The organism is Nocardioides nitrophenolicus, from assembly GCF_016907515.1.
GTDB classification, from domain to species: domain Bacteria; phylum Actinomycetota; class Actinomycetes; order Propionibacteriales; family Nocardioidaceae; genus Nocardioides; species Nocardioides nitrophenolicus.
The window spans coordinates 4,348,187-4,374,288 of sequence record NZ_JAFBBY010000001.1 but is presented as its reverse complement, the minus strand read 5'-3'; the positions used below and the strand labels follow the sequence as shown (position 1 = coordinate 4,374,288).

The window sequence follows — 26,102 nt, the reverse complement described above, 5'->3', positions numbered from 1 at the left end:
CGCCGTAGTACTTGGTTCCACGGCTGGTGTAGATCCAGCCATTGCTGCCTTGATTGCCCTTGACCTGAGCATTAGAGGGGGCAGCCGTGACCTCCAGGCAACGGGTTTCCGAACCGGACACCAGGGGTGCCGGGAGCACAGCTGCCGGCCACCGTCAACCTCAAGCGGGCCGGGGCGACGGACCCAGACTCGCTCCTCGGTCGATTGATGAGTACGACCGGTCAAGGTCACAGAGCCGTCCGCCGGCTCAGATAAGGAGAGGAATCCGTCGGACGTCGGGCGTACGGTCCTTGCCGTGGCAGAGACCTACGCGGAAGACCTCAACCTGGACCCGGGACAGTTCCCGGAACTCAACCGACGGTTCTTCGCTGCGGATCGGGGTCCCCACCTCTTTATCCGGCACCGCATGAGAGGCCTGATCCTCGCCGCCAGCAGCGATGAAGAGATCCGAGCAAAGGTGGAGAGTGGGCTCACTCTCGGCGAGCTGCGGCTGACGGCTCCCGACCACAATGGGCCACTCGGCGAGGATGGAGTGGCCGAGGTTGCCGCTCTCGATGCCATCGTGTTGTTTCACCACGCCGCCGAGACCCTGCTCCAACTCTTCTTTGTCCTCGAAGCTGCGCCCGCCTGCCCGTGGCTGGAGATCGCCAAGATCAAGCGAGAACACCGCCTCATGACCAAACGCTTGCGGAATTTGAGGAGCCAGTACAAGTCGCAGAAGACCAAGGAAGCACTGGTCCGCGTGTTCTGTGCGCAGGAACTGTCGGGCCCGGAGAACATCGAGAAGGAGCAGTGGGCTGACATTGTGCTCGGCTTGCGGCTTGTCGTCGCCGAGGCAGCGAAGAGGTTTCAAGAGGAGACCAACCTCTACAACTCAGCGAAGCACGGGCTCAGCGCAGTGACGGGGCGGGCAACACTCCGGCTGGGCGAGGAGTCCAACCCACTGATCGACATGCGCGGCCCGTCTCTCACCATCCTTGAGCCGAGGCCCACCGGCGCTGGCACAGGACACAAGTGGCACGAAACGACCAGATGGGTGGAGACCGAGAAGACGGTTGCAATGACCGGCTTGATGGCCCATCTGATCGAGAACGCCTGGCACATCGCACGAGCCACCTATGCAGACGGCCCGAGGGACACCCGTCTCCGCTACCTGTCTGGCGCCCAGGTCGACCAGATGCTCCACGGCGACTACCCCGAGACCGGCTACAAGATGACGGTCACAGAGTTTCCGATGCCGTTGCTCTACCGGTCAGCCCCCGCAGCCCTCGGTGGGCCCGAGGACGACTCAAGTCACACGGGAGCACTTGACCCCCGCATGGCCTCGTTTCAGGTGGGGCACCGGCGGCCGCGGGAGAGCTGAGCGCCGCTCGGAACAGCAAGCCGGCCGCCGGAGTGTCGCCCAACTGCTCGCTGGCCGGAGTCCACGAACTCCGCCGGGGCAGAGCGCGGATTTCACCTGCCTAATCAGAATTCTGACCTTGGCGGCGTTCATCGGCGACATTGGGAAACATGTCCACCTCAAGGCTATTTTTGATGCGTGAAATAGAGTACGATAAACGAGTATTAAGTAAACAAAGGTAGCCTCCTCGAACATCGACAGGACAAATGGCTGGACGTGAAGTTTCCTCGCTTCGCGCTTCCCTCTCGGCCTTTGAGCAGACCTTCGATTCCTCGGCGTACATCGACTCGGTCCGACAGCACGACCTTGCAGAGAACACCCACCGGGCCTACTCCGGGGACTACCGCCACTTCGTGAGTTGGTGCGATCGCGCAGGCCTCTCCCCCGGCGAGGTCTCCGAAACCACGCTGCTGCTGTACCTCACCTACTGGGGCAGCCCGGACACCCACCGGTCTTGCGAACGCTGCATCCGCCTGGCAGCCCTCCGCACCGTTGCCGGGGACAAGTCGCTCAAGGTCTCCACATTGCAACGGCGCCTCTCCGGGATCCGTGCAACTCTGCGCAGCCTCGGGACGCCGGGCGTGACCTCACCCGATCATGACGTGTTGGCGGCAACGCTCAACCATCTGCGCCGGGAGCAGGAGTACCGACCGCGGAAGGCTCAGGCCATCTCCGAACGGCTCATCGTGCAGATGGCCAACGCCTGCGCCCAGGACCGCAAGGGCTTACGGGATCGGGCACTGCTGCTCACTGGCTACCTCGGAGGGCTCCGCCGATCCGAGATCGTTGGCCTGGACCTCGCGGATGTCGGGTTCCTCCCCGAGGGCGTCCGGCTGCTGATCCGGAACAGCAAGACGGACAGGAGCCGCGAGGGGCAGACCGTTCACATCCCCCTTACCCGCCACGCCGGGACCTGCGCCACGAGGACACTCCGCCATTGGATCGAGGTCCGTGGCGACGGATCGGGGCCGCTGTTCCAGAGCATGCACCGCGGCGGGGTTCTCCGCGATACCCGCCCCGCGCCCGTGCTCGTGGACCGGCTGGTCAAGCAGTACGCCGCCCAGGTCGGCGAGGCCTCCGACCTGTACTCAGCTCACTCACTCCGCTCCGGCTTTGCCACCTCGGCAGCCCGAGCCAGCGCGCCGGTGAGCGCCATCAAGGACCAGACCAGGCACCGAAGCCTCGTCTCGCTGGAGCGGTACATCCACGAGGGCCGTGCCTTCGAGGACTCTGCCGTCCACTTCCTCAAGACCCTCTGAAAGGAACAGTGATGACCAAGACGGACCGCCGCAGGCGCCGGAGGTTCTCGTACAAGTACAAGGCGCGGATCGTTGCGGCCATCGACGCGGCACCACGCGGGAGCAAGTTGCCGATCCTCGTGCGGGAGGACCTGGACTACAGCCACATCCGCAAGTGGCGGGGCCAGCTGGCCAGACCAGAGTCCGACCGCATGCGGCGCCGGTTCACCGACGAGTACAAGCACGCCATCGTCGCTGAGTACGACGCTGCACCGCGTGGGACGAGGCTGCCGATCCTGGTGCGCGAGGACCTCGCTTACAGCCACATCCGCAGCTGGCGCAGACAGTTCGCGAGCTCCGAATAGCTGCATGCCCGATCCGGCCGATTCAGGAGGAACCACGATGTACGACCCAAATGACCCCTACGGGATGCAGGACCCCTACTACCGGCCTGAGCCGCCTCCCCCGCCACTCATCCCTGCAAACGACCCCGTGGTGATGACGGTGGTCCTGGTCATCCTGGTCCCGCTGCTCATCGTCCTCGCCTTAGTGATCTGGTGAGCGCGGCCATGGCGAGCAGCATCAAATGGCTGGGCAGGCCCAGGTGGTCGACGTGGGTCCTCACTGTGTTGATCGCCGTGGTCACGATCCTCGGCCTCAACATCGAGGACGCACGTCCGGCCGAGGCATCAGCCCCGGCAATGAGCTCCGCAATCGGCCCAGCCCAGAACAACTCGGTCCTGCCTCGGTCTGCATTGCCGTCAAGGGCTGACGAGGACTCCGCCGATCCCTCCGAATCCCTCGACCCGGTTGCAACTGCGCAGCAGGCGAAGAACACTTCCACCTTGTTCGGCGCCTGCCACTATCTTGCCTACTGCCGGTGGTGGAAGGTCAACGCGATGCCGATGCCATCGGTGGGCCTGACCTCGATGTCTCAGCTCCCCGCGGCGATCTCCGGCTCCACCGCGCAGTTCATCTTCATCATGGCCTCGCTGGGTGTGCTCTTGATGGGGACGGCCCTGAACTTCGCCATGTCCGTGGACCTCCTCGGCCAGGCCACATACACCGCCGACTACCTGTATGCACACATCACCAGCTCGGTCCTGGGCATGGACGGCGGCAGCTCCAAGATGCTGGCGGTCATCCTCGTCGGGATGCTGGTCGCAGTTGGAGCCAAGATCCTCCTTCCCGGCATCGACCGGACCGGCGTCAACCTGGGGTACAAGTCCATCGCCATCTCACTGATCGGGGTGGTCGCGTTCGGGCTGATGGCAACCCAGGCGTCCAAGAACCACAACGGGGTCGGCGGCAACGCAGACAAGGCGCCCATCGCGGCGATGGCACAGAACGAGGCCTCGAAGGAGTCGGTGAGAAAGGTCGGAGACCTAGAAATCGTCCCTCTCGAGAACATGTCCTACGACTCCTCGGACTGGGCATTTGGATCACCCGGCTGGTTGGTGGTCACAGCGTCGAACATCGCCAACGACCTCGGTTCGGTTCTCTCCGGCACCGTGTCCTCGTTGAGCAACTCCCTCACAGACGGAGGGATCGGCGATCTCAACGGCTCTTGCGGCGAGTACGTCAAGGCGATGCACGAGGTGTTCATGCAGACCGACGCCGCCAAGAACCGGGCTACCAGCGCGGCCACCCTGGTGGCCTACGACAACCTTGCCTTGCAGCTGTACTACAACAACTACAAGGAGGCTGCGTTCGGCTCCACTCCGATGGCCGGAGACACCTGGTGCCGTTCCGTCGAGAACCAGGCCCGCATCCCCACATCCGAGCAGGCTCTGCTGTCCCGCCTGTCTGGCCAGATGCAGTACCTCGTCGGCACCGGCCCCGTGAACGGGCTTCAGCCAGTGAGCAACACCCCCACCACCGACGGGAAGCTGCTCGCCGCCGATGGCACCTGGACCGAGAAGGGCGCCCCTCCCTCACAGATCTTTGGGCCAGTGTTCAAGGGCGGCGACTCTTCAGGCGACTCCTGGAACAACGCCGGAGTGCAGCAGATCATGTTCTTCGCCGCCTGCGATCTCAGCGGCGCCGAGCCGGCCATCGTCCCTGAGTTCAAGAACTCCCACCACGCCGATGACGGTGGGGACGGGAACGACGCCGGCGACCCCTTGGTGGCCGACGATTGCAAGCAGGTCATCGACGACTCCGACGGGTTCGGCTCGGAGAGCAAGCCTCCTCACCGGTTCGGATGGAACGAGTCAGACGGGTGGGCCGTGGTCGGTCCGCTGTTCGGCATCGGCGCTGGGTCAGGTGCTGCAAAGTTGAGCACCGAGTCGGCCATTGAGTACTACCAAACCGTGGTCCTCGGCTCGAACGCTTACGCCGCGCTCATCTTGGCGATCATCTCTGTTGCGATGACCTGGCTGACCATTCGGTACTTCGGACCGGTGGTGGTGGGTGCACTGTTCTCGCAGGCACTCGCGGTAGCGGCGTTGATGTTCCTCGCGCTGTTCGTGATCCTGCTCATCGTCCCGTCCAAGCGAACCCGGAAGCTGTTCGACACGACCATCAAGGTCATCTGCGCTTCGATGCTGGTGTCATCACTGGTGGCCACGCTGTTCGCCTTCACAATGCTCCTCGTCGTCCTGTTCACCGCCTTCCTGACCGTGCCCGGAACCGACGGGATCCTCGATGCAGTCCTCACAGGCACCGGTGCTCTCCTCGCCTTCTGGGTGGTCAAGAAGGGGCTGGCCCAGTTCACCTCGCTGCGCCTGGGCAAGGTTGGCTCCGGGATGAAGGTCGCCTTCGCAGCGGCCTCCCCCGCTCTCCAGAACCTCGGATTCGATGCCATCAACCCGCTGGACCGTGACTTCTGGTCCTGGCGCCAGCGCAACAAGGTGCCTGAGAAGCAGGACCTGATCAACGACCACAACACCCCGGTCCAGCCCAACCAGGGCAACGACACCGAGGACCTGCTCACCGACGACAAGAAGCGGTTCCGGGACTCCAAGGTCGGTAAGGGTTTGGACGCCGCCGCGCTAGCAGCACTGAAAGCTCCCAACCCCTACGCCAAGGCCGCAGGAGGTGCCTACATCGCAGGCAAGTCCATCGGAGACGGCGTGGAGTGGATGAAGGCCCGTATGGACACCGAAGAGGAGCTCAGGGCCAGCGCTGCCGATACCGGCATCGGCACGTTCTCCGCGCTCCTCCACCCACTCCAGCCCACCCCGGTGGACCATCGCAAGGCGCAGTTGATGGACAACCTGGTGGCAGAGACGCCGGACCTCTCCGACCGTGCGCTGGCCGAGAGCAATATCCTCGTCCCGTCGGAGGACAACGTCCGAAAGAGGCTGGCGGAACCCGGCTCCGGTCTCCGCGCCGAACCGGGTGCGACTCCCCTCTCCCCAGCCAAGGCACAGTCGATGCTGGACCGTCTGAGCCACCAGGCAATGGGGCTGAGCCCAACGGATCCGACGCCCCTCACCGGTCTGGATCGTGCTGCTGCCTCTGCGTGGCTGACGTCGGGCAGCAGCGACCCGCTGCGACCTGACCTTCCCGTCGCTGCGGACATCCCCGCGATGTCGTTTCCTCCGCTGTCGGAGATGACCCCGGAGCTGCTGGACCAGCACTCTCTCCCCGACCTGGGGATCCCAACCGCGACGTCCCTGCCCGACGCGGGTGATCTGCCCGAGTTGTTCGGCGCCATCAGCGAGGAGGAGTTCTGGGCGGCGAAGGTGGCACTGGCCGAGCAGATGTTGCAGCGTATGGCCGAGGGCGATCGTCCCACCGTCGGCGAACCGGAGCTTTGGCAAGAGACCAACGACGCCGCAGAGCAGGTGGTGGACGGCCACCTCTCCGGCCGACTCGATGCCTGGGACCTCGCCTCCTACCCCGAGGAGGACCGCCAGCGACTGGACAATCTCGCCGAGCGAATCAGCGCGATGTGCGGTCTGTCCGTCGCTCCCAAGATGTTCCCCGGCGGAAGGTCACGGACCGGCGCCGCCGACGACGCCGATCACCCCGATCCCGTGACTCCCAACCGGCCGCGGCTCACCCTGGAGACCCTGCAGCGGATCATCACGAGCAGCCGACGGCTGCACAGGCACCGGCCATGAACCGCTAGCTCCAACCGCGCTCGGCGTCGACAGCACGAGCACCCGGCCGCTACGACATCGACCACCGCCACAGCACGGCAGCGGGATACGCCATCTCGTGCCACGCAAAGCAACGGGTACTTCAGGTTAACCTGAGCGCTCCGAGATTAAGGGGTTCATAAACCCTTTGTATTTGATGTTCCTGGACCTTGGTCCCAAAGATGCATTTCTGAATGCCGCAATCTGGCTGCAAGCTGACAGATGAACTGCGGACAAAATGACCTCCACCAGGGCGGAGCCCTTGGTGATCAACAAGATGACACCGGGGATGACACCCGGAGGACAAACGGATGCAGACCGCGAGGACATCACGATGCATCCCCGGTGCCGTCAAGTTGACATTCAGATGTCAAATCTGGTGATGCAACACCCCAAGGACCACAGCGAGGACAACCCGATCAACCGCCAGACCTCCACGGCGGACAACAGGATGAAGCACCACGATGGACCGCAGAACGAAGCAGGCCAGGAGTCAGGCATAGACCCTCAGTAAGTTGCGACGTCGCGAGGGCTCCATCACCTCGGGCGTCGACGCTTGCGGGTGTTGTTGCGGCGGACGGCGGCCCCCACGGCTCCTCGCCCTTTCGAGGGGGCAGCGCCTCGTTCAACTCCTCGGTAGTGTTCCGGCTGTCCGTCTCCAGCCATCACTTCACGTTCTTCGGGATGACCTTCCGAACGGCGGCAGTTGTCTCCCCTGTTGTGTCGGGAGCATCCGGCATCCTAGTTAATGTGAAGCTCCGCAACGAGACCCGCCACCTGAAGTGCAAGGCGCTGTCCTCCATGCGCTCCGCGATGACCGCCTTCAATAGCCTTGACGAGGACGGACGCCCGTCCCGAGTGCTCATCCACCTCCAGCACGCATTCGAGATGTTGCTCAAGGCAGCCTTGGTGCAGGACAAGGTGCCGGTGTTCGATAAGGAAACCGGCAGATCCATCGGCTTCCTGAAGTGCGTCAACCGCGGTGGACCCAGGCCCCTCGGCCTGAGCGACGAGGAGGCCGGGACTCTCCGCACCATCAACGCAATGCGGGACCAGGAGCAGCACTGGTACACAATCGTGGAAGAGGGGCTGCTGTACCTCTACACACGGGCGGGCGTGACCTTGTTCGACGATCTCCTCCACCGCGTGTTCGGGGAGCGCCTCGCTGACCACCTTCCGCTGCGGGTGCTGCCCATCGGCACCGAGCCCCCACAAGATTTCCAGACGCTGGTCGACCGGGAGTACGCAAACATCGCCGGCCTGCTCAAGCCCGGTCGGCGGGCAAGAGCAGAGGCTGATGCGAGGGTCCGTGCACTGCTGGCGATGGAGGCGCAAGTCGACGCGGAGGCCGAGATCAGTGACGCCGATGTCCGCCGCGTAGTCCGGGGCATCCAGGCCGGCAAGGCCCGCGCCACCGTGTTCCCAACACTGTCCAAGGTCGCCACCGCTGTCGAGGGAGTGGGGCTATCCGTAGAGGTTCGGTTCGTCAAGAACGAGGGGCTGCCGGTCCGGCTGGTCAAAGAGGATGAGCAGGTCGACGCCGCTGCGATCCGCTTGATGCCGCTGCATCGCAAGTACCATTGGGGGGCCTTCGACCTCGCGGACAAGCTCGGGCTAACTCGACCTAGAGCCACCGCCCTGCGCCAGCACCTGGGAATCGACTCTGATCCGGACTGCTTCCAGATGTTCACATTCGGATCCCAGAAGCACCCTCGTTACTCAGACAACGCGTACACCCGAATGCGAGACGCACTCTCCGACGGCGTCGACATGGAGGCAGTCTGGGCCTCTCATCGACCGGCCCAGAAGAACAAGCCTCGACCTGACTGCACTCAATCAGGATGTAGTGCGGCACAGGCGGCGTCATGAGCCGGGACACAGGCTCACCGACGATGGGCACCGTCGAACACGAGTCGAAGGACGCCACGCGATGCCCAACTTGGCCACCGTGTCGTCGTTGCAACAACCACTCGTTCGGCGTCGGCACTACGCCTGTGACCGCGGCCGAGAAACTGCGCACTCCATATGCCAACCAGGAACAAGAGCAACGTCGCCTCCGCCGTTGCAGCGAGTTGGTGGTCGGCGAGGCTCCCCATCCCGAGCAAGCACCTACCTACCGTCAGAGCGTGGACGCCGAATCATCAGCCAGCGAGGAATGAGCTGCAGAGATGGTTGCCCAGATTCATCAGGGCGTCCGAAGGACTGCTCATCGGCGGGCCGCGTCCGTCCTCCAATGCGGGGTGCTTGCCGAGGGCCTCCGGGCACTGAGCACGGCCGAGTGGCCCGCCATTCCAGGCACTGCCCGCTTGGATAACGTCGATGCCGCCCCTCGGCAAACCTCGGGTCAGGACTGTTGACGGCGGGTGCCACCCTCGTTCTCCCATGTCGCTTCCTCAGACTCCGCTCCCCTGTTGGAGGGACCGGCGCTCGCGGCGACGAGCAGGTCGGCGGCCGAGAGGATGTTGCGTTCGTCGGTGGCCGTGTCCATCAGGGTCCGCGCGGTCGCGGTGTGCGTGCTGCTGGGGATCACGAGCAGTTCGAGTCGCTCGCGCGAGGAAAGAATGACGGTCATCAGGTGGGTGTCGTCCTCGGGGAACGAGCCGACCTTGACGAGCCCGCGCTGAGCCTTGATCCGGCGGGTGGACGGTCGGTCGGGTTCGGCGTCCCAGTCGGGCGGGGAGAACAGCAGGCGCGCCGGGCTGCCGATGTTGCTCGGGAAGTTGTCGATGAGGTCGGCGCACTCGATCTGGAGGTCGCGCGACTGGGGCCACCAGGCCCCGTCGAGACGCCGGGTCGATGAGCTGGGGTTGAGCGAGATCCTCAGCGGAGCTCGGTCGGTGGTGGTCATGGTGTTGCCTTCTTTCGTGGTGTTGACGGTCCAGGTGCGGCAAGTCCGACCTGGTGGAGGTGCCCCAGCGCCAGCCGGTAGGACGTGAGCAGGGTCGTCTCGGCATAGGGGATCCCTCGCTCCTGGCAGTGCTGACGAACGACCGGCTGGGCGAGCCTGAGGTTGGGGCGCGGCATGTTGGGGAACAGGTGGTGTTCGATCTGGAGGTTGAGGCCGCCGAGTGCCAGGTCGACGAGGGGGCCGCCGCGGATGTTGCGCGAGCACAGCACTTGGCGCAGCAGCGGATCGTGGGCTTCCTTTGCGGTGGGCACCGGCATTCCCTTGTGGGACGGGGCGAAGGAGCTGCCGAGGTAGACGCCGAGCACGGCCTGGTGGATGACCACGAACACGATCGCCTGGAGCCAGGTCAGGGCGCTGACAACGAGGGTCAGGTAGAGCGCGAGGTGGCAGAGCAGAAGCAGGCCCTCGGCCCACCGGTGTGCGATGCCGGGTCGCAGGAGCGCACGTATGCCCTCGGCTCGCAGGTTGAACCCTTCGAGCGTGAGGAGTGGGAAGAACAGGGCGGCCTGGTGCCGGGTCATCCAGGCTGGCCCGCCGCGGCGTTGGTACGCCTGGTCTGCGTCGAAGACGAACACGCCGGCGGCGACGTCTGGGTCGGAGTCCAGGTCGTTGGGGTGCGCGTGGTGCGCGTCGTGCTTGGCAGTCCACCATCCGTAGCTGAGGCCGTTGAGGAGGTTGCCGAGGGTCAGGCAAAGCGCTGTGGTGAGCCGGCGGCTGCGGACGATCTGGCGATGGGCGGCGTCGTGGGAGAGGAACGCGATTTGTGCCGATGCGACGCCGAACGCGGGCGTGAGGAGGAGAGCCCACCACGAGTCGCGCAGCAGGAAGAGGAGCAGCACTAGGACGGCGAGCGCCGCTAGGGCGAGGGCGCCGAGTTGGATGTAGAAGACGGGTCTAGGGTGGAGGAGTCCCCGTTGCCGGATCTCCCGCACCAACTCGCCGTAGTCGCTGCGGAGCGCCGCGCCTCGAGGATCTGGAGTCGGCATGACTACTCCCGGTTGTCGCAGATCGCGCCGCCGGGGTCCGAGGTGGCCTTATTCGTCGAGGCTACCCCTGCATTCCTAAGGGCAGAGGGGTGAGCACGACGTGACGACGACGACGCAGATCCTCGCGGCCATCAGAGCGCGGCACCGCGACGGAAAGCCACTGACCGACCAGCTGTGCATCGACTGCGCACAGTCACTCAGGCTGGCCGGTGTGGGGATGACTCTCATGAACGCGGCCGGTCATCAGGCGGTAGTTGGTACGTCGGGCGCCGTCGCCTCCCGTCTTGAGGAGATCCAGTTCGATCTTGGCGAGGGGCCGAGCCTCGACGCGTCGCGCTGCGACCGCACGGTCGGCAGCGACGACCTCGGCGACGAACTCAAGGACGGGGTGCTGCTGCGCTGGCCGGCTTTCGCCCCGGCCGCGCTGGCTGCTGGGATCAACGCCGTCACGGCGGTCCCGCTCAGCGTCGGCGGCGTCCGGCTCGGCAGCCTGAGCATGTACCGCTCCGCCCCCGGCCGATTCGACGTACAGCAGCAGACGGCCGCACAGGCCTACGGGGGCGCCGCCGTCGTCGTGCTCCTCCATCTGCAGGACCGGACCCCGTCCGTCGACCTCACCCGCGACACCCTGCACCCCGACCTCGGTGCTCCGGTGGCCCACCGCGCCGAGATCCACCAAGCGACGGGCTTCCTCTCCGTCAAAGCCTCGGTCGGCATGACCGAGGCACTGCTGCTCCTGCGCGCCCACGCCTTCGCCGCAGACCGCTCACTGCTCGACGTTGCCCGCGACGTCCTCGCAGGACGGCTGCGCATCCACCCAGAGGAGAGCGAAGATGATTGACACAGACACGGTCCGCCAGGCCCCGGTCCGCGACAGTGGAGGCGAAGACCATGACAAGTGAGCAAAGGCTGGCGCGGGTCTTCGTCGAGCTCGCCGACACCCTCGTCGATGAGTTCGACACGCTTGACTTCCTCGCCACGCTGACCGAGCGGAGCGTCGAGTTGCTCAATGCCGATGCCGCCGGCGTGATCCTTGCCGACGCCCGCGGCGTCCTGCACGTGGTCGCCTCCACGAGCGACCGGGCCCAGCTCCTCGAGCTCCTCGAACTGCAAAACGACGAGGGCCCGTGCCTCGACTGCCTCCAGAGCGCGCGTCCGGTCGTGAACGTGGGCGGTGGCGAGTCCCAGGAGCGGTGGCCGCGGTTCAGCACTGCCCTCGCCGAGGTCGGCTTCGCGTCAGCCCATGCGATTCCCCTGCGCCTACGCGATTCCGTGGTCGGTGCGATGAACCTGTTCTGCGCGGCCGACTCCCACCTGAGCGAGGACGACGTCGCGATGGGCCAAGCGCTCGCCGACATCGCGACCATCGGGCTCCTCCAGGAGCGCGCCGTCCGCCAGTCCGGGCTCATCGCCGAGCAACTCCAGACCGCACTCGACAACAGGGTCCTGATCGAGCAGGCCAAGGGAGTGCTCATGGCAAGCGCCGAGATCGACGTCGACCAAGCATTCCGGTTGATGCGCGACTACAGCCGCCGCAACAACCACCCGGTCAAGGACGTCGCCCGCCAGGTCGTGAACCGCACCTTGAGCGTGGAGCACCTACGCCGCTCCTGACGCGGCGCGAACCTGATCGAGACAGCAACCCATCGGGGGCAGCTCATCGGGGGCAGCTCGTCAAAGCGGTTCTCTCCGCCCGCAACGTCGCAGCTGATTACCACATCCAGTGTCTACACCGGATCACTACGCCCGGCACCGATCGATCACACCTCACGCGTACTGCCCAGTTGAGCTCCTCGTCTCCTCGGCTGCCGTGTCGAGGACGACGGCCGCCGCGACCCGGGCCCACGACACCACCAGTGTTGCTTCGTTGTCCGAGCCAGGATCAAGGACCTTGAGCACTCCGGTCGTCTCGTTGCCGACCTGGGAGATCTGCGACCGGACGTCGTCCTCCATACCCGCGGCGATCCTCCACCGCTGGGTCCAGCCGCTCCCGTAAAGCATCAGGTAGGACACGGCGCTACCCTCCTGACTTTGCTGGGCGGAACGACGGTGCCACGGCGTGGGGCCCCCACCATGTCGCGCCATTGTCGGTCCAACGGTCAGCAGGATCGACATCGGGATGTTCTGTGACAAGGTCAAGAATGTCCGCAGCGCAATGTTTGTTTCCGTGCGTCGACGCGGCCAGCAGAGCTTCCGCGCCCTGGTCATCGGTGAAGTCGGGCGGGACCACGAGCAGGTAGAACACGGCTCGCTCTGCTGTCTTGAGCCTCACGACGTGATCGTCGGCTTGGGGACGCCAATCCACTTTCACATAGCCATCGGCGACCGCGACACGCGTCGGTGCCACGGCCCAATCCGGGCGGGACGCCGAGACCCACCCCACCTTGCCGAACCGCGCCGGGAAGTGGTCGACCAGGTCGGCCAACTCGACCACCAGGTTGTGGCTACGAGGCCACCACCCGCCATCCAGACGGCTTCGTCCGGGGTGCTTCACCATCCGGAGCCGCACAGGACCACGCGCGGGCAAGGAAGCATGGACGGGACAGTTCGACGTCGTCATGACGTCCGCCTCTCGGACTGCTCCTCGCCGGTAGGGTCCGGAACTGGGCAGTCACCACCAGTCTACGCCTGACTGACCAACCGCGCTGTCGAGCGAACAGAGCCGAGGCTGGCAGGCCGCGCCTCCTGCTCGGGAGTGCCCGTCGGGTAGAAACTCTCTCCGTCCCTGATCGCGATGGCCGACCCAGTGTCGCACCCGCCGGACAGGCCCTGCCTTGAGCCCGACGCTCCGCGAGCTCCTAGCGCACAGTGAACTGAGGTGATATGAAGGTCGATACAGACCCGCTTGGACCCCGCGAGTTCCGTGCTGGAACGCTAGGGGGAATCACGTGTCGGGTATATCGGAGCTGTTGGCGATGTCGGGGCAGATGCCGACTGTGTCCGGACGAGCCTCACGGCAACCAGAAGGCGTTCCGCCCGGTCGCGTACTGAACCACGGTACGGCGACCGCGGAGGCAGTGCGGTACGGCGGAAACCCGCGGCCGGTGCGGATCACCGTCATCGACCACCACGTTCTCTTCGCTGACTCCCTCGCGATGGCGCTGGACCCCGAGGGCTTCATCGTCACCGTGATCGACCCTGGGGAGCAGCACGCGTCGCTGGCCACCGTGCTGGCCGCCGCACTACGTAGCGCTGGCCGGCTCGTACTACTCGAGCATCGCCTGGGGCTGGTGGGCGACGGACTCCGACTCGTCGCCCCCCTCACTGCATCCGGGGCGACAGTGGTGCTCCTAACCGACACCACCGACCGGGCCCGATGGGGGACTGCGGTGCACCTAGGCGCCAAGGACGTCCTGCACAAGACGTGCTCGCTGAAGGAGCTGGTGGACACGGCCCGACGGGTCCGTGACGGCTTGCCGCTGATGAGCCGAGACCAGCGCGCCACCTTGATCGAGACAGCACGCGCCGACCGAGACGAGTCGCGGGCCATACGAGCCCGACTGGACCGGCTGACCCGACGCGAGAAAGAGGTCCTCGGCGCGCTGATGAACGGCGACCCGGTCCAAGAGATCGCCCGCACAAACGTCGTCGCCGTGGCAACAGTGCGGACCCAGGTCAAGTCGATCCTGAGCAAACTCGAGCTGCAATCACAGATCGCAGCCGTCGGCGCAGCTCATCGGGCGGCCTGGAGCCCACCCAACTCCGCCGGAACCCACCGTGTGTTGCCGGCATGACCACCTGGCTATGGATCCTCGGAACACTCCTGTGGACCGCGATCATCGCCACCGCCTGGATCTCGATCGCCAGCACACGAACCGGGCGATCCGAGCGAGCAGGTGATCTGGCGAACCGGATGAGCAAGCCCGTAGGACAGGACCGACCTTGACCACCGGACCCATGCCACCGAGCAGCGACCGGACCCCACCCACCGGGAACCCGACGCACCCCGAGCCCCGTCCAGCGGCCAGGCCACGACGGCTCCGCACCACCCGCCTCAGCGCTGCCTGGGTGGCCGTCGGCATCGCGCTCATACTCCTCCTACTGCTGATCATCTTCATGCTCCAGAACTCAACGAACGTCGACGTTCGGTTCCTTGGCACCGACGGGCAGATCCCTCTCGGGCTCGCCATGTTCATCGCAGCCGTCGGCGGAGGTGCCGTTGTCGCGGTCGTCGCGGTCGGTCGCATCACCCAGCTGCGTCTCAGGCTCCGCCGAAGCAGGCGCGACAAAGTGGACCGCGACTGAACGGGGCATTCGCCAGTCCCCACGGCAGATGGCTACCGTGCCACCGGAGATCGGGACCTGCCGAGGCTAGGAGAGATCACGGCTCCCCCGCGCCGCCGTCGTCCTCCCACACATCCACCTCAAGCGGCACGACGCCACCGAAGTGGCTACGCGCCGTCTCGAGGGGAACACGTGCCGAACTCACGTCCCGCTCGTCAGCGGCTCGACGCATCAGATCCTCAGCGACATCGATCTCCGTCGCGCTGGGAATCACGAGCAGATGACGACGATCCCCCGAGGACGTCACGACGATCAACACATGCGTATCGTCGGTGGGAAAGGCGCCAACTGCGACGGTGCCATCGCTCGCCGTGATCATGCGCTCCGAAGCCCCTCCGCGACGGCGTCCCAGTCCGGTCGGGAGAAGAGCAGTCGGGAAGGCAAACCAACCAGACCGGCGGGTTGGTCGCCATCGGCCTCCTCGACATTCGACTCGATCGGAGTCGCCTCGGCCTCCCGCCTCGCCGGCGACGCTTCTCTGCTCATGTCGGTCGCCTCGAGCGACGGCCGACACGACCACCTGACCTCGTTGCGTCGGGCAGGACCTCGCCCGGCATCCCCCAATTCTTGGGGAGGCGGGCGACTTCCAACGCGTCTGTTCGTTGAATGCCCTCGGATGTCCTCGGTGTTCGTGTGCCTGGAACCTGGAGTCCTGGACGGTTGGTCGACGACCGTGACGGCATGATCGAGAGTTAGGGGCCTTGCTGCCCTCAAGTTCCGCGCGTCTACCTACCGCGACTTCGAAACCACAGCTGGCCGCGACGCGCCCTCGTCGTCGCGGTCGGTGTCGGAGTCTTCGTGGCGGGACTGCCGCTCAAGCGCTCGCCCCGTCCGACACGACGCCGCCGGTCATCACCCATCGACATCTCGCCCAGAATGGGGACCGGGGTGTGGGAGGGGTGGTATGCAGCCCCGAGAAGCTTCTGAGCTGGCGTGTCGACCGCATTTCCTAGCGTCTGACCGGAGCCCAGCCAGGAGAGAGCGTGAAGCAGTGACCACCCGGATCGAGGGACGAACCAGCGCCGAGGGCGCCATCCAGATCACGATGACGGCGATCGACTTCGCCGGTATTGTCCGCTCACGACTCGGTGAGCTGCCTCGCGGCACGAGTTCTCGTCGTCGTAGCCGCGGTTCCCATCAGTTGCTACAACGCCTCCGTCGACGGTCAGGCGCCAACCCCATTTCCCGTAGGGGCGCTGATACACGTGCATCTCGACAGCTCCGCTACCGACCGTCGGCGATCGCGAATCGCTCCCAGGCGCTCGCGAGCGGCTCGCGAAGACCATCTGACGCAAGACGAGCAGCACCCGGCCCCACGAGTGGCCATCGCCATCCGGCGCGCCGATCGTCCTCACGGCTCGCGCCCAGCCGCGCCGCCCTCACTCTCCCAAGCCGACGTTTGAAGCGCGACATCTCCAGTGATGCGCTTCGCCGAGGCAAGCAGCGATGCCGCCGAGAGCGTGTTTCTTTCGTCGGTGGCCTGACCCATCAACAGGTCGGCCGTGTCTGACTCGCAGGTGCTTGGGATCACCAACAGATGAATCCGCTCGCCCGACTCCATCACGACGACCATCAGGTGGGTGTCGTCTCCGGGGAAGGAACCCACCTTCACTGTGCCTCGTGAGGCCAAGATCTTGCGCGCCGAGGGCCGCCCCACCACTACATCCCAGTCGGGCCGCGAGAACAACAGCCGCGCGGGACGGCCGAGCATCCTGGGAAAGTTGTCGATCAAGTCGGCACACTCAGCCTGGAGGTCACGCGACTGGGGCCACCACGCGCCATCGAGTACTTGCGATTGAAAGCCGTTGTAGAGCGCGATTCTCAGAGGAACGCGGTTCTCCGGCTGATGACGCGAGAGTGCAGATGATGACGTCGTCATGACGTCCCCTCTTTGGCTACCCTGCGAGTCCGGAGGGACTGGTCCTGGCAGCTTGGTTGAGTTCCACACTACGTCGTCGCAGCAAGCCGGGGACTCCCCAACTTTGGGAAGGCGCACCCGCCTGATCGCCGGTACCAGTTGCAACAGTCGATACGGTCGCCTCTCTCGTGACTCCGCGTCGGCCAGGCCCTGCCACGAATCGGCACGGTCAAGTCCCGCGTAGTCGTATAGCCCGCTGCGTTCTCCTTGATGGGGTGTCAGGCGGTCAGTGCGGGGTAGGTCATCGGCTCCGATCTCGGGTTCGGTGGTGGGCACGAAGGCACGCGGAAGTGGGCCAGGACGTCGAGTCCGAGGTAACAACGGCCTTCGGCCCGTGCGTCGGTCCGCTCGGCCAGGACTGCGCCGACAGGGCGCACGATGGCTTCGGAGGCGGGGAGTTCACGGCAGGACCGAGCAGTTCGGTGACGGCGATCCAGAGCTCCCAACGCAGCGGGTCCAAGCAGGCAGCGACCACCTGCGTCTCGGGTCGCCTGCGAGTCCGAGCACATCATGCCCCCGTCGCGGTCTGTCACCAGACAACTCCTCCAAGCGCTGGCCCTCGACATCATCCTCACATGAATGACCTTGAGAACAATGTTACCGATATATCGCACAGGAACTGTCCCTACTGATCAACACGAAATAGAATTTCGTCTAAGAGCGCTCAATATCGAGCGTTGGTACTTCAAGATGATGCTATTCAAGGAGAATGCGATGAGGAACTTCCCTCGACTATTGGCGGTAGCGGCCATGGGAGCTGGGTTGATGCTGCCGACGGCTGCGCACGCCCAGGACGACTCACCCTCATCTGCCCCTCGTCCGGGCGCAGGTGCCCACATACGGGTCGTGGGCACCAACGTCAGCGCGTCCCTGAAGCCGTACACCCTGCGGCGGTTCCCTTCCGTCTTCCCGGTGCCAAAGGGACGCAGCCAGGTTGGGGTGATCAACATCAAGGAGGCAGGCGGGACCTGCCCGCTGTCCGCCAAGACCGTCAAAAACCTCGACCGGGACTCCTGCTCGACCCTGCTGTTGGCCCACAACTACCTCGCATTCAAGGAGCTTCCTCGGGCAAAGGTCGGCAGGAGCGTCGTCGTCTCCCTTCCACATGACAGAGGCTTGACGAAGGTCCACTGGGAGATCACCAAGGTCCAGCGCATCCGGGAGCAGACCACCCAGATCGCTGATGCGATCTACAACACCGGAGCCAAGTACCGACGTCTGGTCCTCGTCACCTGCGGCAAGGGCCCGATGCGGGTCGTCGTCACTGCCCGGTTCTCCCACGTCAGCTGAAGTGTCCCGAAGCCATGAGCCTTCGACACGGCGGCGTGAGTCCCGCCCACCCACCATTCGAAAGCGGAGGTGGCGATGACCAGCCAACTCCTGACCGTTCCAAAGGCCGCGATCTCCCTGGGGATCGCGGCCTCAACTTTGTACCGCTGGATCAGGACCGGATCAGTCGAGGTAATCCGCCATCCCAACGGACAGATCCGGATCTCCATGGAGCAGGTTCAGGCACTCCGCGCCTACCTCTCGGACTCCGAATGAACAGCTTCCCCGCCCTCCGCCAACCGATGGCCGAAGGAACGAACACCCGAAAGGAATCACCTATGCGTACGCGCACCGTCGCCGGAGTTGCGGCGACCATCATCGGAGCCGGAGGGCTCGCATTCGCTGGAGTCGCACCGGCCCACGCAGACGGCGGCAAGGGCGCCAAGTGCGACTTCAACCTGCGGATCAACAAGGTGGACTCCGCCAACGGCGCTCCCCTCGCCGGAGCCAAGTTCAAGATCACCGCCCCCGAGGACGTGTGGCTGATGACCCCAGAGCAGCGGGCCACCGTCTCGGCCACCTACCAGGAAGCCGCCACCCAGGCCTCCGATGCCATCGCGAACTCACCCGAGCGGAAGGCGATCGAGGCATACGAGGCGGCGCGGGCGACGGCGTGGTCGATGGGCCTCGATCTCGGGGACTGGATCACGAGGTTGCAGGCGGCGGTTGCCGCTGCCAACACGGTCGGTGGGCTGGCCGACGATGACGGAGCCGCGGGCAACCCCGTGTCCTCCAAGGCGGACTCGGTCGTCGCCACGTGGAACCAGTTCATCGCCGACGCCCAGGCTGCCCAGGCATCCGGTGCCGCGGCCGACTTCAACGCACTGGCCAGCAAGTGGAGCAACGAGAAGGACACGCTGTACCTAGACAGCGTCGGCAACTCCTGGGTGGACGCCCTGTACCCGGAGCCCTCGACTGCGGCCAACCACGCCGCGGTGGCCGCGCTCGGCCAGGCCACCCACGAGTACGAGGTGACCACCGGAGCTGACGGTTCTGCCGAGTTCGCGTCCTGGGGGCTGAGGACGGACCTCACTCCCTGCGGGGACCTGGTCGTCGAGGAGACGTCCGCTCCGCAGGGGTATGTCCGAGCTGGCGGGACCGTCAACTTCGCTCCCCACATCGAGCCGACCAGCCAGGTTCTCGAGGTGAAGAACTCCAAGGAGCCGGAGACCCCGAGGACGCCGAACACTCCTGAGGAGCCGAAGAAGCCCAAGGCGCCGAAGATGTTCCACGTCATCAAGACCCCGAAGGGTCCGAAGGTCCCTCAGCACCCGTACGCCCCCGCCGGGGGAAGCGGCTACCTCTCCACCCAGGACAACAGCGACTCCGGGAACTCGCCACTCCCGCTGCTCGGCGGCTCCGCCGCACTGCTGTCCGGGCTCGGTGCAGGAGCGCTGGCACTGCGACGCCGCGTCCTCTGAGGTAGCCCCTCCCCAATCCGCGGGCCCGGACGAGTTGGACCACCTTCCTTTCCTCGTCCAGGCCCGCTCCTATTCCAGAGGAGAAATGAGATGCGTAGAACCAGCCGAACCACCGCGGCCCTGAGCGCAGCGGCACTAACGCTGTGCACCGTCGGAGGCCTCACCTCTGCGACGGCGCTGACGAACCTCCGTGACGCTCCGTCGGTGGAAGACCGCTCCGTTGTGCCCCGCCCCGTGGAGGAATCCTCGACGGCACAGGCACGGCGAGGGACGACGTCCACGGCACCCCTGACGAAGGGGACGGCCATCTCCATCCCCGCCGTCGGGCTGGACGCTGGCCTCAACCCCATCCGATTCCAGGGCTCGGTGTTCACCCCGCCATCGGACATCAACCGCGGAGGGATCTGGGGAGCCAAGCTGGAGGCCAGGAAGCCCAGCACAACGGTGCTCATCGGCCACGTGTCTGATCCACATGACCGTCCGGGTGCGTTCAAGAGCATCTGGAACGCACGCCGAGGAATGACCGGGACCACCCGGGACAAGCAGGGACGGATCCGCACCTGGAAGGTCACCAAGATCTGGCAGACCCCGAAGGAGTCTCTGCCCCGCGGGGTGTTCCTGCCAGGCAAGAAGCGGGTCCTGCGCCTGATCACCTGCTACGACCGGATCAGCTACTCTTCGGGGCGATTCCACTACCGAAGCAACCTTGTGGTGGAGATGGAGCCGATTGAGGGGCCGAGCAAGTAGCGCCCAACTCGGTGTTCTCCCGTATCAGTCCCCCGGCAGAGGCAGCGTGTCGATGAATGTCTCGGCGATCCCTTCAGCACGGTGCGCTGCGGCGGCCATGAACACATCCACGAAGGACTCGCGGTCGACCAGGATCCAGAGGAACAGGCCGAGGGCCACGATGTCTCGCGCCCTACGGCCGCACCACCGCACGGCCTCAAGTCCGTCGAACAGATCCATAAAGTGATGGTGCCACCGGGCTCCGACAGTTCAACGGAACGGCTTCTCAGTACCCCGTGATGTTGGAGCAGTCCGCGGCAGCGGTCCGGAGAGCGACCACTCCCCCACCATCGACGGCGAAGGCGCTGGCCACCCCCGCATAGGTGTCGGCGTAGGACAGCAGGATCGCGCGGTGACTAGGCGAGGCCATCCAAGCCTGGACCGTCTCCTGGGCCACGGCTTCCATGTCCTGGGGGTATCGGGTGGTGGCCAACGCCTCTGAGAAGGCGTTCGGGAACCCGCCGGGTCGCTGGTTACAGCCCAGCGCATCCCCATCGGCCTTGATCTCGGCGCTGGATGGGTGCGCCAGCGGCAGGTTGTTGTCGATCAGGTGCTGCGCCCAAGCCCTGCCAGCGGGTTCGATCTCAGGCAGCCGCTTCCACGGACTCAGCGCCACGGGCTGACCGTTCCAGGTCCCCATGTTCTGGGACCGCTGGACGTTGATCAGGTCAAACATGCGGTCCTCGAGGTACTTCAGCGCCTCTGCCGACGGAAGGGACGGTCCCACCGTCGGGCCGCCAGCCTTGGCCAGCAACAACTCCGTTGCGTCAGCACGGGCATTCGCCTTGATCACAGGAGCATTGGCATCAACGCCCTTGTCTCGCAGCTTCGCCCGGACCGCCTTCTTGGCTGCACGGTAGGCCGCCTTCTTGGAGCGACCCTTGACGGAGGCCTTCGCTGCAACAGCGGACGAAGCATTGGCCGTGACCTTCACCGTCAGCGTCTCCTTGGCGGGACCACTGCCGTCGCACCTGGTGACCTCGCCCTCAGCCTCGTAGGTGGCGGTGGTGGTCACCGTCCCGGTGGCAGACATCGTGGCTCGGATCTGACCGCCTGATCGACGGACGCCCTTCTTGGAAAGGCTCTGGCCACTCACTGCTACCGAGCTGCCTGCGGGAGCGAGCATCGCGATGAAGGCAGTGGGCTTGCACAGAACGACATCACTGCGGACATCGCCGGCTGCCTCGGCGGGTGAGGCTGGAGACAGCGATCCGCCCAGCACCGCGAGTCCCAGCACGGTGCCTGCGACCTTGCCCCACCACGCCACGGTCATTTTCACAACTCCCTCCCCAGAGCACCGAACAGTCCCTCAACCTGCGCGGCTGACAACTCACCGCCAACCCATCGACGGGAGTGCTGGGGATCTTGCCATGAGAAGCCGCTCGTCAAACAGCACGCCCCAAACCAGTGCAATGGTGCCGTGGACTATCCGTACTGATATCGCCGACTAATCTCGAAATCGACTTGGTCGAGTTGATTATCTGGAGGACTTTACAGATGGGGATTCATTCAACGCCGTCCTATTGCAGGACGGTCATCTGATGGCGAGGCGCAGATTCTGCGAAGGCTGCGGTGACGTGGACAGCTCGAACACCCCCGCTCCCGGACCAGATGGCTATCGGTGCACCTCCTGCGCACGCGACCACCGCCAACGACTTAGGAACATCGAGCACATCAAGACTGTGATGGAGGGAGCCGGCCAAGTCCTGAGCGGCAAGGACCGAGCAGCGGTCGCGGACTACCTCGAGGGCTACATCGACCTCGCCACGCTGGCCAATCGCTTGGACACCCCGCTTGTGACCTTCCCCGCCGACTCCACGTCCCGCGAGGCCCAACAGTGACCGCGCCTGCGCCGCGCGAGACCTGCTGCGTCATCCAGTGTGGGGAGCCCGCCGAGTACGTGCTCGGGATGCACCGCGCCTCGGGCGAGGTCAGCATCGGGTTCTGCAGCCAGCACACCCTTGAGGTGATGCCCTCGCTGATCGACGGTCCCTACATGGAGCAACGGCCCGCGGAGTCAGAGGTGTCCGCTCTGGAAGCCGAGTTGGAGAAGCAGGGCGTCACCACGGAAACGATCCGTCGGTTCCAGCAACTCCTCTGGAACGTCGCCACTAAGGACCGGCAGATGAGCCCAAGCGACTCGGAGACGGATGGCGAGTTCATGGTCCGGATCCTTCAAGCAGCGGTTCCGAGGGGTCTCCGGGTGATCGCCGTCGCTGTCAGCGGCGAAGCGGATTGGTCCTTCCAAGGCATCGGCGGCGGTTCCAAGGAGCCGAGGCAGGCACCGCGATGAGACTGGTCGAAGCGACTGCGATGACCGCGGTCTATGTGCGGAGGATGAAGGAGGACCGCATCCAGCGCGGCCAAGTGATGGGGCATGTGGTGACGGCGTTCCGCGGAGACTCCCAGATCTGCATGTTCACGGTCACCAGCGATCGAGACCTCCTGCTGGAGGCCACTGATCTCGCTGCGTCCGGTTTCGGAGCTGACATCGTGACGCTGTCGACGGACGTCTGGGCCACCGAGTTGCTGAACCATCCTGACACTGGGATGCCGTGGCAACACGGCGAGCTCGATGCCTACACCCAGCGGCACCCGGAAAGGTCGCCAGCAGAGTTCCGATGCCTCATCGCCACCACTGCCTACAACAGAGCCGACAACTACTTCACCTACATGCAGGCATACCGGACCGCCCCATCACGAACATCGAGAGGTCGGACGGCGATCCAGTGGCTGGATTGGGAGCCCCCTCAGGCGTCCATGGACCGCTACGTCGATGCCGAAGTGCACTCGATCCTTGGAAGACCGACGGCTGATGTCGAGCTGATTCGGGCGGGCATTGCCATCTCCGAGACTCCGATGTGGCGGGACCACCTGGACCTCGTGACCGCGCGGGAAGCCTCCCGGCGGTTTGGTGCGTCGGTCGAGGTGACCATGTTCGCCGAGGCGGGCAGCGAGCGGGAGCGCCTGCTGAGCACACACCTCCGCCCCGACGAACTGATGGAACCCAAGGACATCAACGAGCTGCGGCGCGACGCCGGGCCGCAGACCTCGTCGAGGTGACACGTCTCGGCCCAATTCGCCCTGTCCTACGCGCGGCTATCGCAAGAGTTGCCTCAACTCCGAAGATCGCCGCCGAGATCCGGCGGTTCGACCACCTGCCCTGGACCAAGTCGGCGCTGGAACAGGCGCTGCCGATCCGTGTCAGGCTCGGCGAACAACAAGATGCGCAGACCCTTGTCTCCGAGCTGCTGCGTTGCCGAGCGAAGGGTGGCGAGGTCTGCGTGGTCCCGCCAGTTCTCGGTTTGAGCGACCGGGTATCCGTTTCGGGCAAGGAGAAGGTCGAGGGTGGGTTCCATCATGACCTCGGTCATCACGTCGGGCAGAAATCCGCAGACCTGGACATCGCCGTCCGGCGGTTCCCAGTTCAACCACTTGATCTCCGTCCGTCCCCTGACCAGCGGCGAGGGAACGGTCTCGTAGGCCTGCACCACGTGGGTGGAGTCGCCCGCCCTGTTGACAACGAGGGTCATCAACATCTCCCTGGTGAACCGCTTCGCCCGCTCCGGTTGTGCTGCGACGTACTCCGTGATCTGTCCCGGCTCCCAGGGAATCCCCGTTTCGGGGTGAGTGGGCTCGGTGGCCATCACCGTGTCGTTGCTGAGCCCCAGAAGGTCTGCCCCGAACCCCACGGCGGCCAAGTGCAACACGGGGACCAGGGCGTCTCTGCCACCGGAGACCTCGATCAGCGCCACCGGTTCGGATCCGCGCCAGCAGGACACGAAGGAGTTCAGCTCCTCGCCCCGGCGTACCGTCCGTTCCTTCACGGAGCGAACGAACAACGCCGTCCTATCCCGTGCCTCTGCAATCCTCACGCCTATTCCTCTCTGGTGTATCGCTACGAAGCGCGAGGAAAGTAGTTCGCCAGTGCGCCAGCGGCAGAGCACTCCCGAGCGACGTACCTCAGCTCCACCCACGGCCATCCCGCCAATGCATGCGGAGGCGATGCCCAGCGGCGTCTCCCTGAGCGCCCGTGACGCTCGCGGAGTACGAACGATCGACCTGAGACCCGTGCGGCGCTCCTTGGGCCCCTTGAGCGCTTCGGATGGGCCCTTGACGCCCGTGGGAGTTCGTCGGAGTCGTTGAGTTCGGGAGGTTGAACACGGCCAGCACCATGTCTCGGGGCGCGGGCACGACGTGATCGGCGCTGTCAGCGCGGTTCTCGGGATGCTCCGCGGGCTGATCGGGCTCATCGGAGACCTGATCCTGGCCAAGTTCAACCCCCTCGGCGCGGAGTCGGCGGACGGTGCGCATCGAGATGTCGAGGAGATGGGCGATCTCGGTGTTGGTGAGGCCCATCGCGGTCAGCTCCGCGACCTGCTCCACCCGGGTATTCGAGGGGGAGGACATGGCGTACTCATTGACGTCCCTATCAGAAGAATCGGCGGAGCCGGCCCGCCCGTGCTCGTCGTACTGGTCGGTCTCATCCTGAGGCCCGGCAGGCGCCGAGCCCGTGTCATCGAACCCCTCGGCCAATGCCCGCGACACCTTCTGTTGGGAGCACCCGAGTCGGTCACCGATCTGCTGCTGAGTGAGTTCGGGGTGCGACTCCTTCTCAAGTCGAATGCGTGCCGCGTCGAGGGACGCTCGGGCTGCCCTAGCCGCGATCCGTGCAGGGATTGCACACTCCCGGCGGTTGCGTTCCATCTGCTCTGGATTGCTCTCCCAGGCCTCGGCGCTGGCTCGTCGCGCAAGTTCGATGGCCCGCTGGCCTCCCACTTCCGGCGTGTACCGCTGGTTACAGAACCTCACCACCGACCGGATCACGGCGTCGGCTTCGCATCGGTGGACCGGATGCCGATGGGGCTCGATGTCCTCGAACAGCGTCAGGAGGCGGTCGGCGGTGGGCAGGAGCTGCGCCTCGGAGATGCCCTCCAGGCCGGATCGGCGGAGTTCGTACCCCTCGTGCCGGAGAACCTCGAACAGCGTGCGGCTCCTGGCGATCAACTGCCCCGACTCGTCCCACCAGAACCCTCGGGGGTCCTCGGCGCATCCATCTAGCTGGCGGTTGCCGGTGGACCGATCCGATGACCACAGGCTCGACGCAGAGACGGTGAAGTCCTCGGGGAGGATCGTGAAGCAGGCCGACCGGAGCTCCGAGATGGTGAGCCCGTCCCGGTGGTTCTGCCACCACACGTAGTCGGAGTTCTTGGCCAGCGGGTTCCTGGCGGTGCCGAAGGTGTAGGCGGGGTCGCCGTCCAGCGCCGCGGTCATCTGCACCTGAAGGGCCGCGAGGTTGGCCCGCTCCCTCGGGTTGTCAAGGTTCACGGGGTGGGCGAGCCGCCACTGCGCATGGACGTGTCCACTGTCGATGTTCTGCCCATACAGGTTGGGCTTGATCGGGAACGCGGCCAACGCCTGCTCCGCCGCATCGAAGGGAAGATCGATGTCCACGTTGAGGAACACCACGTACTTGGGGCCACCGATCCGTAGGTGGGTGGAGTCTCGGAGCGCGTCCATCGTGCAGGGGACGTGCCGCCAGTACAGGCCGTCGTCAGAACTCGGATCCTCGGGTCGGTGGGGCCGGCCAGCGAGGATGGACCTTGCGTCCCCGAATCGGTCCAGGTACCACTGACGGTCATCCTCGGTCAGCCAGGTTGCGCTGAACTCGTCGGCGGATCGCTGATGCAGAGAGGGGCCTCCTGGAAGGAAGTCCCCGGTGATCAACTACCTACCCGAGCT

At 65.3% G+C, this 26,102-nt stretch carries 25 protein-coding genes; 15 read left to right on the top strand and 10 right to left on the bottom strand.

The annotated features are described in order from the left end of the window. Positions 1–295: 295 nt before the first annotated feature. The 5 genes from JOD66_RS21045 to JOD66_RS21025 all read left to right on the top strand — a co-directional run bounded on the left by JOD66_RS21045 (position 296) and on the right by JOD66_RS21025 (position 8,597). Positions 296–1,363 carry a hypothetical protein gene (locus JOD66_RS21045; protein WP_204838759.1) on the top strand — a complete coding sequence of 356 codons (1,068 nt, stop codon included), beginning with the start codon at positions 296–298 and terminating at the stop codon, positions 1,361–1,363. 245 nt (positions 1,364–1,608) lie between these two features. Then, entirely contained in the window at positions 1,609–2,661 is a 1,053-nt protein-coding gene (locus tag JOD66_RS21040) for a tyrosine-type recombinase/integrase (protein WP_204838758.1), read from the top strand. A gap of 11 nt (positions 2,662–2,672) precedes the next feature. Further along, positions 2,673–3,005 carry a transposase gene (locus JOD66_RS21035; RefSeq protein WP_204838757.1) on the top strand — a complete coding sequence of 111 codons (333 nt, stop codon included), beginning with the start codon at positions 2,673–2,675 and terminating at the stop codon, positions 3,003–3,005. Between the two features lie 192 nt (positions 3,006–3,197). Continuing rightward, positions 3,198–6,710 carry a hypothetical protein gene (locus tag JOD66_RS21030; RefSeq protein WP_204838756.1) on the top strand — a complete coding sequence of 1,171 codons (3,513 nt, stop codon included), beginning with the start codon at positions 3,198–3,200 and terminating at the stop codon, positions 6,708–6,710. A gap of 768 nt (positions 6,711–7,478) precedes the next feature. Continuing rightward, a complete protein-coding gene (locus JOD66_RS21025; protein WP_307823634.1) occupies positions 7,479–8,597 on the top strand; it encodes a DUF8611 domain-containing protein in 1,119 nt (372 codons plus the stop codon). Positions 8,598–9,072: 475 nt separating this feature from the next. On the opposite strand, the gene JOD66_RS21020 is transcribed toward JOD66_RS21025, so the two are convergent. Both JOD66_RS21020 and JOD66_RS21015 read right to left on the bottom strand, forming a co-directional pair. Next, a complete protein-coding gene (locus JOD66_RS21020) occupies positions 9,073–9,576 on the bottom strand; it encodes a DUF5994 family protein (protein ID WP_204838755.1) in 504 nt (167 codons plus the stop codon). Continuing rightward, positions 9,573–10,622: a fatty acid desaturase family protein gene (locus tag JOD66_RS21015; RefSeq protein WP_204838754.1), complete on the bottom strand. Its 1,050-nt coding sequence runs from the start codon at positions 10,620–10,622 to the stop codon at positions 9,573–9,575. The genes JOD66_RS21020 and JOD66_RS21015 overlap by 4 nt, the downstream gene beginning before the upstream one ends. A gap of 100 nt (positions 10,623–10,722) precedes the next feature. Between JOD66_RS21015 and JOD66_RS21010 the strand changes: the two genes are divergently transcribed. After that, positions 10,723–11,463, top strand: a complete 741-nt coding sequence (locus tag JOD66_RS21010) for a GAF and ANTAR domain-containing protein (RefSeq protein ID WP_204838753.1) — start codon at positions 10,723–10,725, stop codon at positions 11,461–11,463. 50 nt (positions 11,464–11,513) lie between these two features. After that, entirely contained in the window at positions 11,514–12,236 is a 723-nt protein-coding gene (locus JOD66_RS21005; RefSeq protein ID WP_204838752.1) for a GAF and ANTAR domain-containing protein, read from the top strand. 153 nt (positions 12,237–12,389) lie between these two features. Here JOD66_RS21005 and JOD66_RS21000 read toward each other — a convergent pair whose 3' ends face one another. Beyond that, positions 12,390–12,635, bottom strand: a complete 246-nt coding sequence (locus JOD66_RS21000; RefSeq protein WP_204838751.1) for a hypothetical protein — start codon at positions 12,633–12,635, stop codon at positions 12,390–12,392. 4 nt (positions 12,636–12,639) lie between these two features. Next, positions 12,640–13,119, bottom strand: coding sequence for a DUF5994 family protein (locus tag JOD66_RS20995; RefSeq protein ID WP_239546760.1), 480 nt, complete (start codon positions 13,117–13,119; stop codon positions 12,640–12,642). A 547-nt stretch (positions 13,120–13,666) separates the two neighbouring features. Between JOD66_RS20995 and JOD66_RS29620 the strand changes: the two genes are divergently transcribed. Continuing rightward, positions 13,667–14,356 carry a LuxR C-terminal-related transcriptional regulator gene (locus JOD66_RS29620; RefSeq protein WP_204838749.1) on the top strand — a complete coding sequence of 230 codons (690 nt, stop codon included), beginning with the start codon at positions 13,667–13,669 and terminating at the stop codon, positions 14,354–14,356. Positions 14,357–14,630: 274 nt separating this feature from the next. Continuing rightward, positions 14,631–14,867, top strand: a complete 237-nt coding sequence (locus JOD66_RS20985; RefSeq protein ID WP_204838748.1) for a lipopolysaccharide assembly protein LapA domain-containing protein — start codon at positions 14,631–14,633, stop codon at positions 14,865–14,867. Positions 14,868–14,943: 76 nt separating this feature from the next. Here the strand turns inward: JOD66_RS20985 and JOD66_RS20980 are convergent, their stop codons facing one another. Further along, a complete protein-coding gene (locus tag JOD66_RS20980; protein ID WP_204838747.1) occupies positions 14,944–15,225 on the bottom strand; it encodes a DUF5994 family protein in 282 nt (93 codons plus the stop codon). A 1,032-nt stretch (positions 15,226–16,257) separates the two neighbouring features. Next, positions 16,258–16,785 carry a DUF5994 family protein gene (locus JOD66_RS20975; RefSeq protein ID WP_204838746.1) on the bottom strand — a complete coding sequence of 176 codons (528 nt, stop codon included), beginning with the start codon at positions 16,783–16,785 and terminating at the stop codon, positions 16,258–16,260. A gap of 885 nt (positions 16,786–17,670) precedes the next feature. Here JOD66_RS20975 and JOD66_RS20970 point away from each other — a divergent pair. The 4 genes from JOD66_RS20970 to JOD66_RS20955 all read left to right on the top strand — a co-directional run bounded on the left by JOD66_RS20970 (position 17,671) and on the right by JOD66_RS20955 (position 20,321). Further along, positions 17,671–18,114, top strand: coding sequence for a sortase domain-containing protein (locus JOD66_RS20970; RefSeq protein WP_204838745.1), 444 nt, complete (start codon positions 17,671–17,673; stop codon positions 18,112–18,114). Positions 18,115–18,189: 75 nt separating this feature from the next. After that, entirely contained in the window at positions 18,190–18,369 is a 180-nt protein-coding gene (locus JOD66_RS20965; RefSeq protein WP_204838744.1) for a helix-turn-helix domain-containing protein, read from the top strand. After that, complete coding sequence (locus JOD66_RS20960; protein ID WP_204838743.1) at positions 18,366–19,574, top strand: prealbumin-like fold domain-containing protein; 1,209 nt, start codon at positions 18,366–18,368, stop codon at positions 19,572–19,574. The genes JOD66_RS20965 and JOD66_RS20960 overlap by 4 nt, the downstream gene beginning before the upstream one ends. Positions 19,575–19,664: 90 nt before the next feature. Continuing rightward, entirely contained in the window at positions 19,665–20,321 is a 657-nt protein-coding gene (locus JOD66_RS20955) for a class F sortase (RefSeq protein WP_204838742.1), read from the top strand. A 24-nt stretch (positions 20,322–20,345) separates the two neighbouring features. Here the strand turns inward: JOD66_RS20955 and JOD66_RS20950 are convergent, their stop codons facing one another. Beyond that, a complete protein-coding gene (locus JOD66_RS20950) occupies positions 20,346–20,540 on the bottom strand; it encodes a hypothetical protein (protein WP_204838741.1) in 195 nt (64 codons plus the stop codon). Between the two features lie 46 nt (positions 20,541–20,586). Beyond that, positions 20,587–21,633, bottom strand: coding sequence for a CAP domain-containing protein (locus JOD66_RS20945; protein WP_204838740.1), 1,047 nt, complete (start codon positions 21,631–21,633; stop codon positions 20,587–20,589). A 564-nt stretch (positions 21,634–22,197) separates the two neighbouring features. Between JOD66_RS20945 and JOD66_RS20940 the strand changes: the two genes are divergently transcribed. After that, positions 22,198–22,653 (top strand): hypothetical protein, encoded by a 456-nt coding sequence (locus JOD66_RS20940; RefSeq protein WP_204838739.1) that lies wholly within the window; start codon positions 22,198–22,200, stop codon positions 22,651–22,653. Continuing rightward, on the top strand, positions 22,650–23,423 hold the full coding sequence (locus JOD66_RS20935) for a hypothetical protein (protein WP_204838738.1): 774 nt from the start codon (positions 22,650–22,652) through the stop codon (positions 23,421–23,423). Before JOD66_RS20940 ends, JOD66_RS20935 begins: the two co-directional genes overlap by 4 nt. Positions 23,424–23,476: 53 nt before the next feature. Here JOD66_RS20935 and JOD66_RS20930 read toward each other — a convergent pair whose 3' ends face one another. Continuing rightward, on the bottom strand, positions 23,477–24,235 hold the full coding sequence (locus JOD66_RS20930) for a hypothetical protein (RefSeq protein WP_204838737.1): 759 nt from the start codon (positions 24,233–24,235) through the stop codon (positions 23,477–23,479). A gap of 88 nt (positions 24,236–24,323) precedes the next feature. After that, positions 24,324–26,087 carry a replication initiation protein gene (locus JOD66_RS20925; protein WP_204838736.1) on the bottom strand — a complete coding sequence of 588 codons (1,764 nt, stop codon included), beginning with the start codon at positions 26,085–26,087 and terminating at the stop codon, positions 24,324–24,326. Positions 26,088–26,102: the final 15 nt, after the last annotated feature.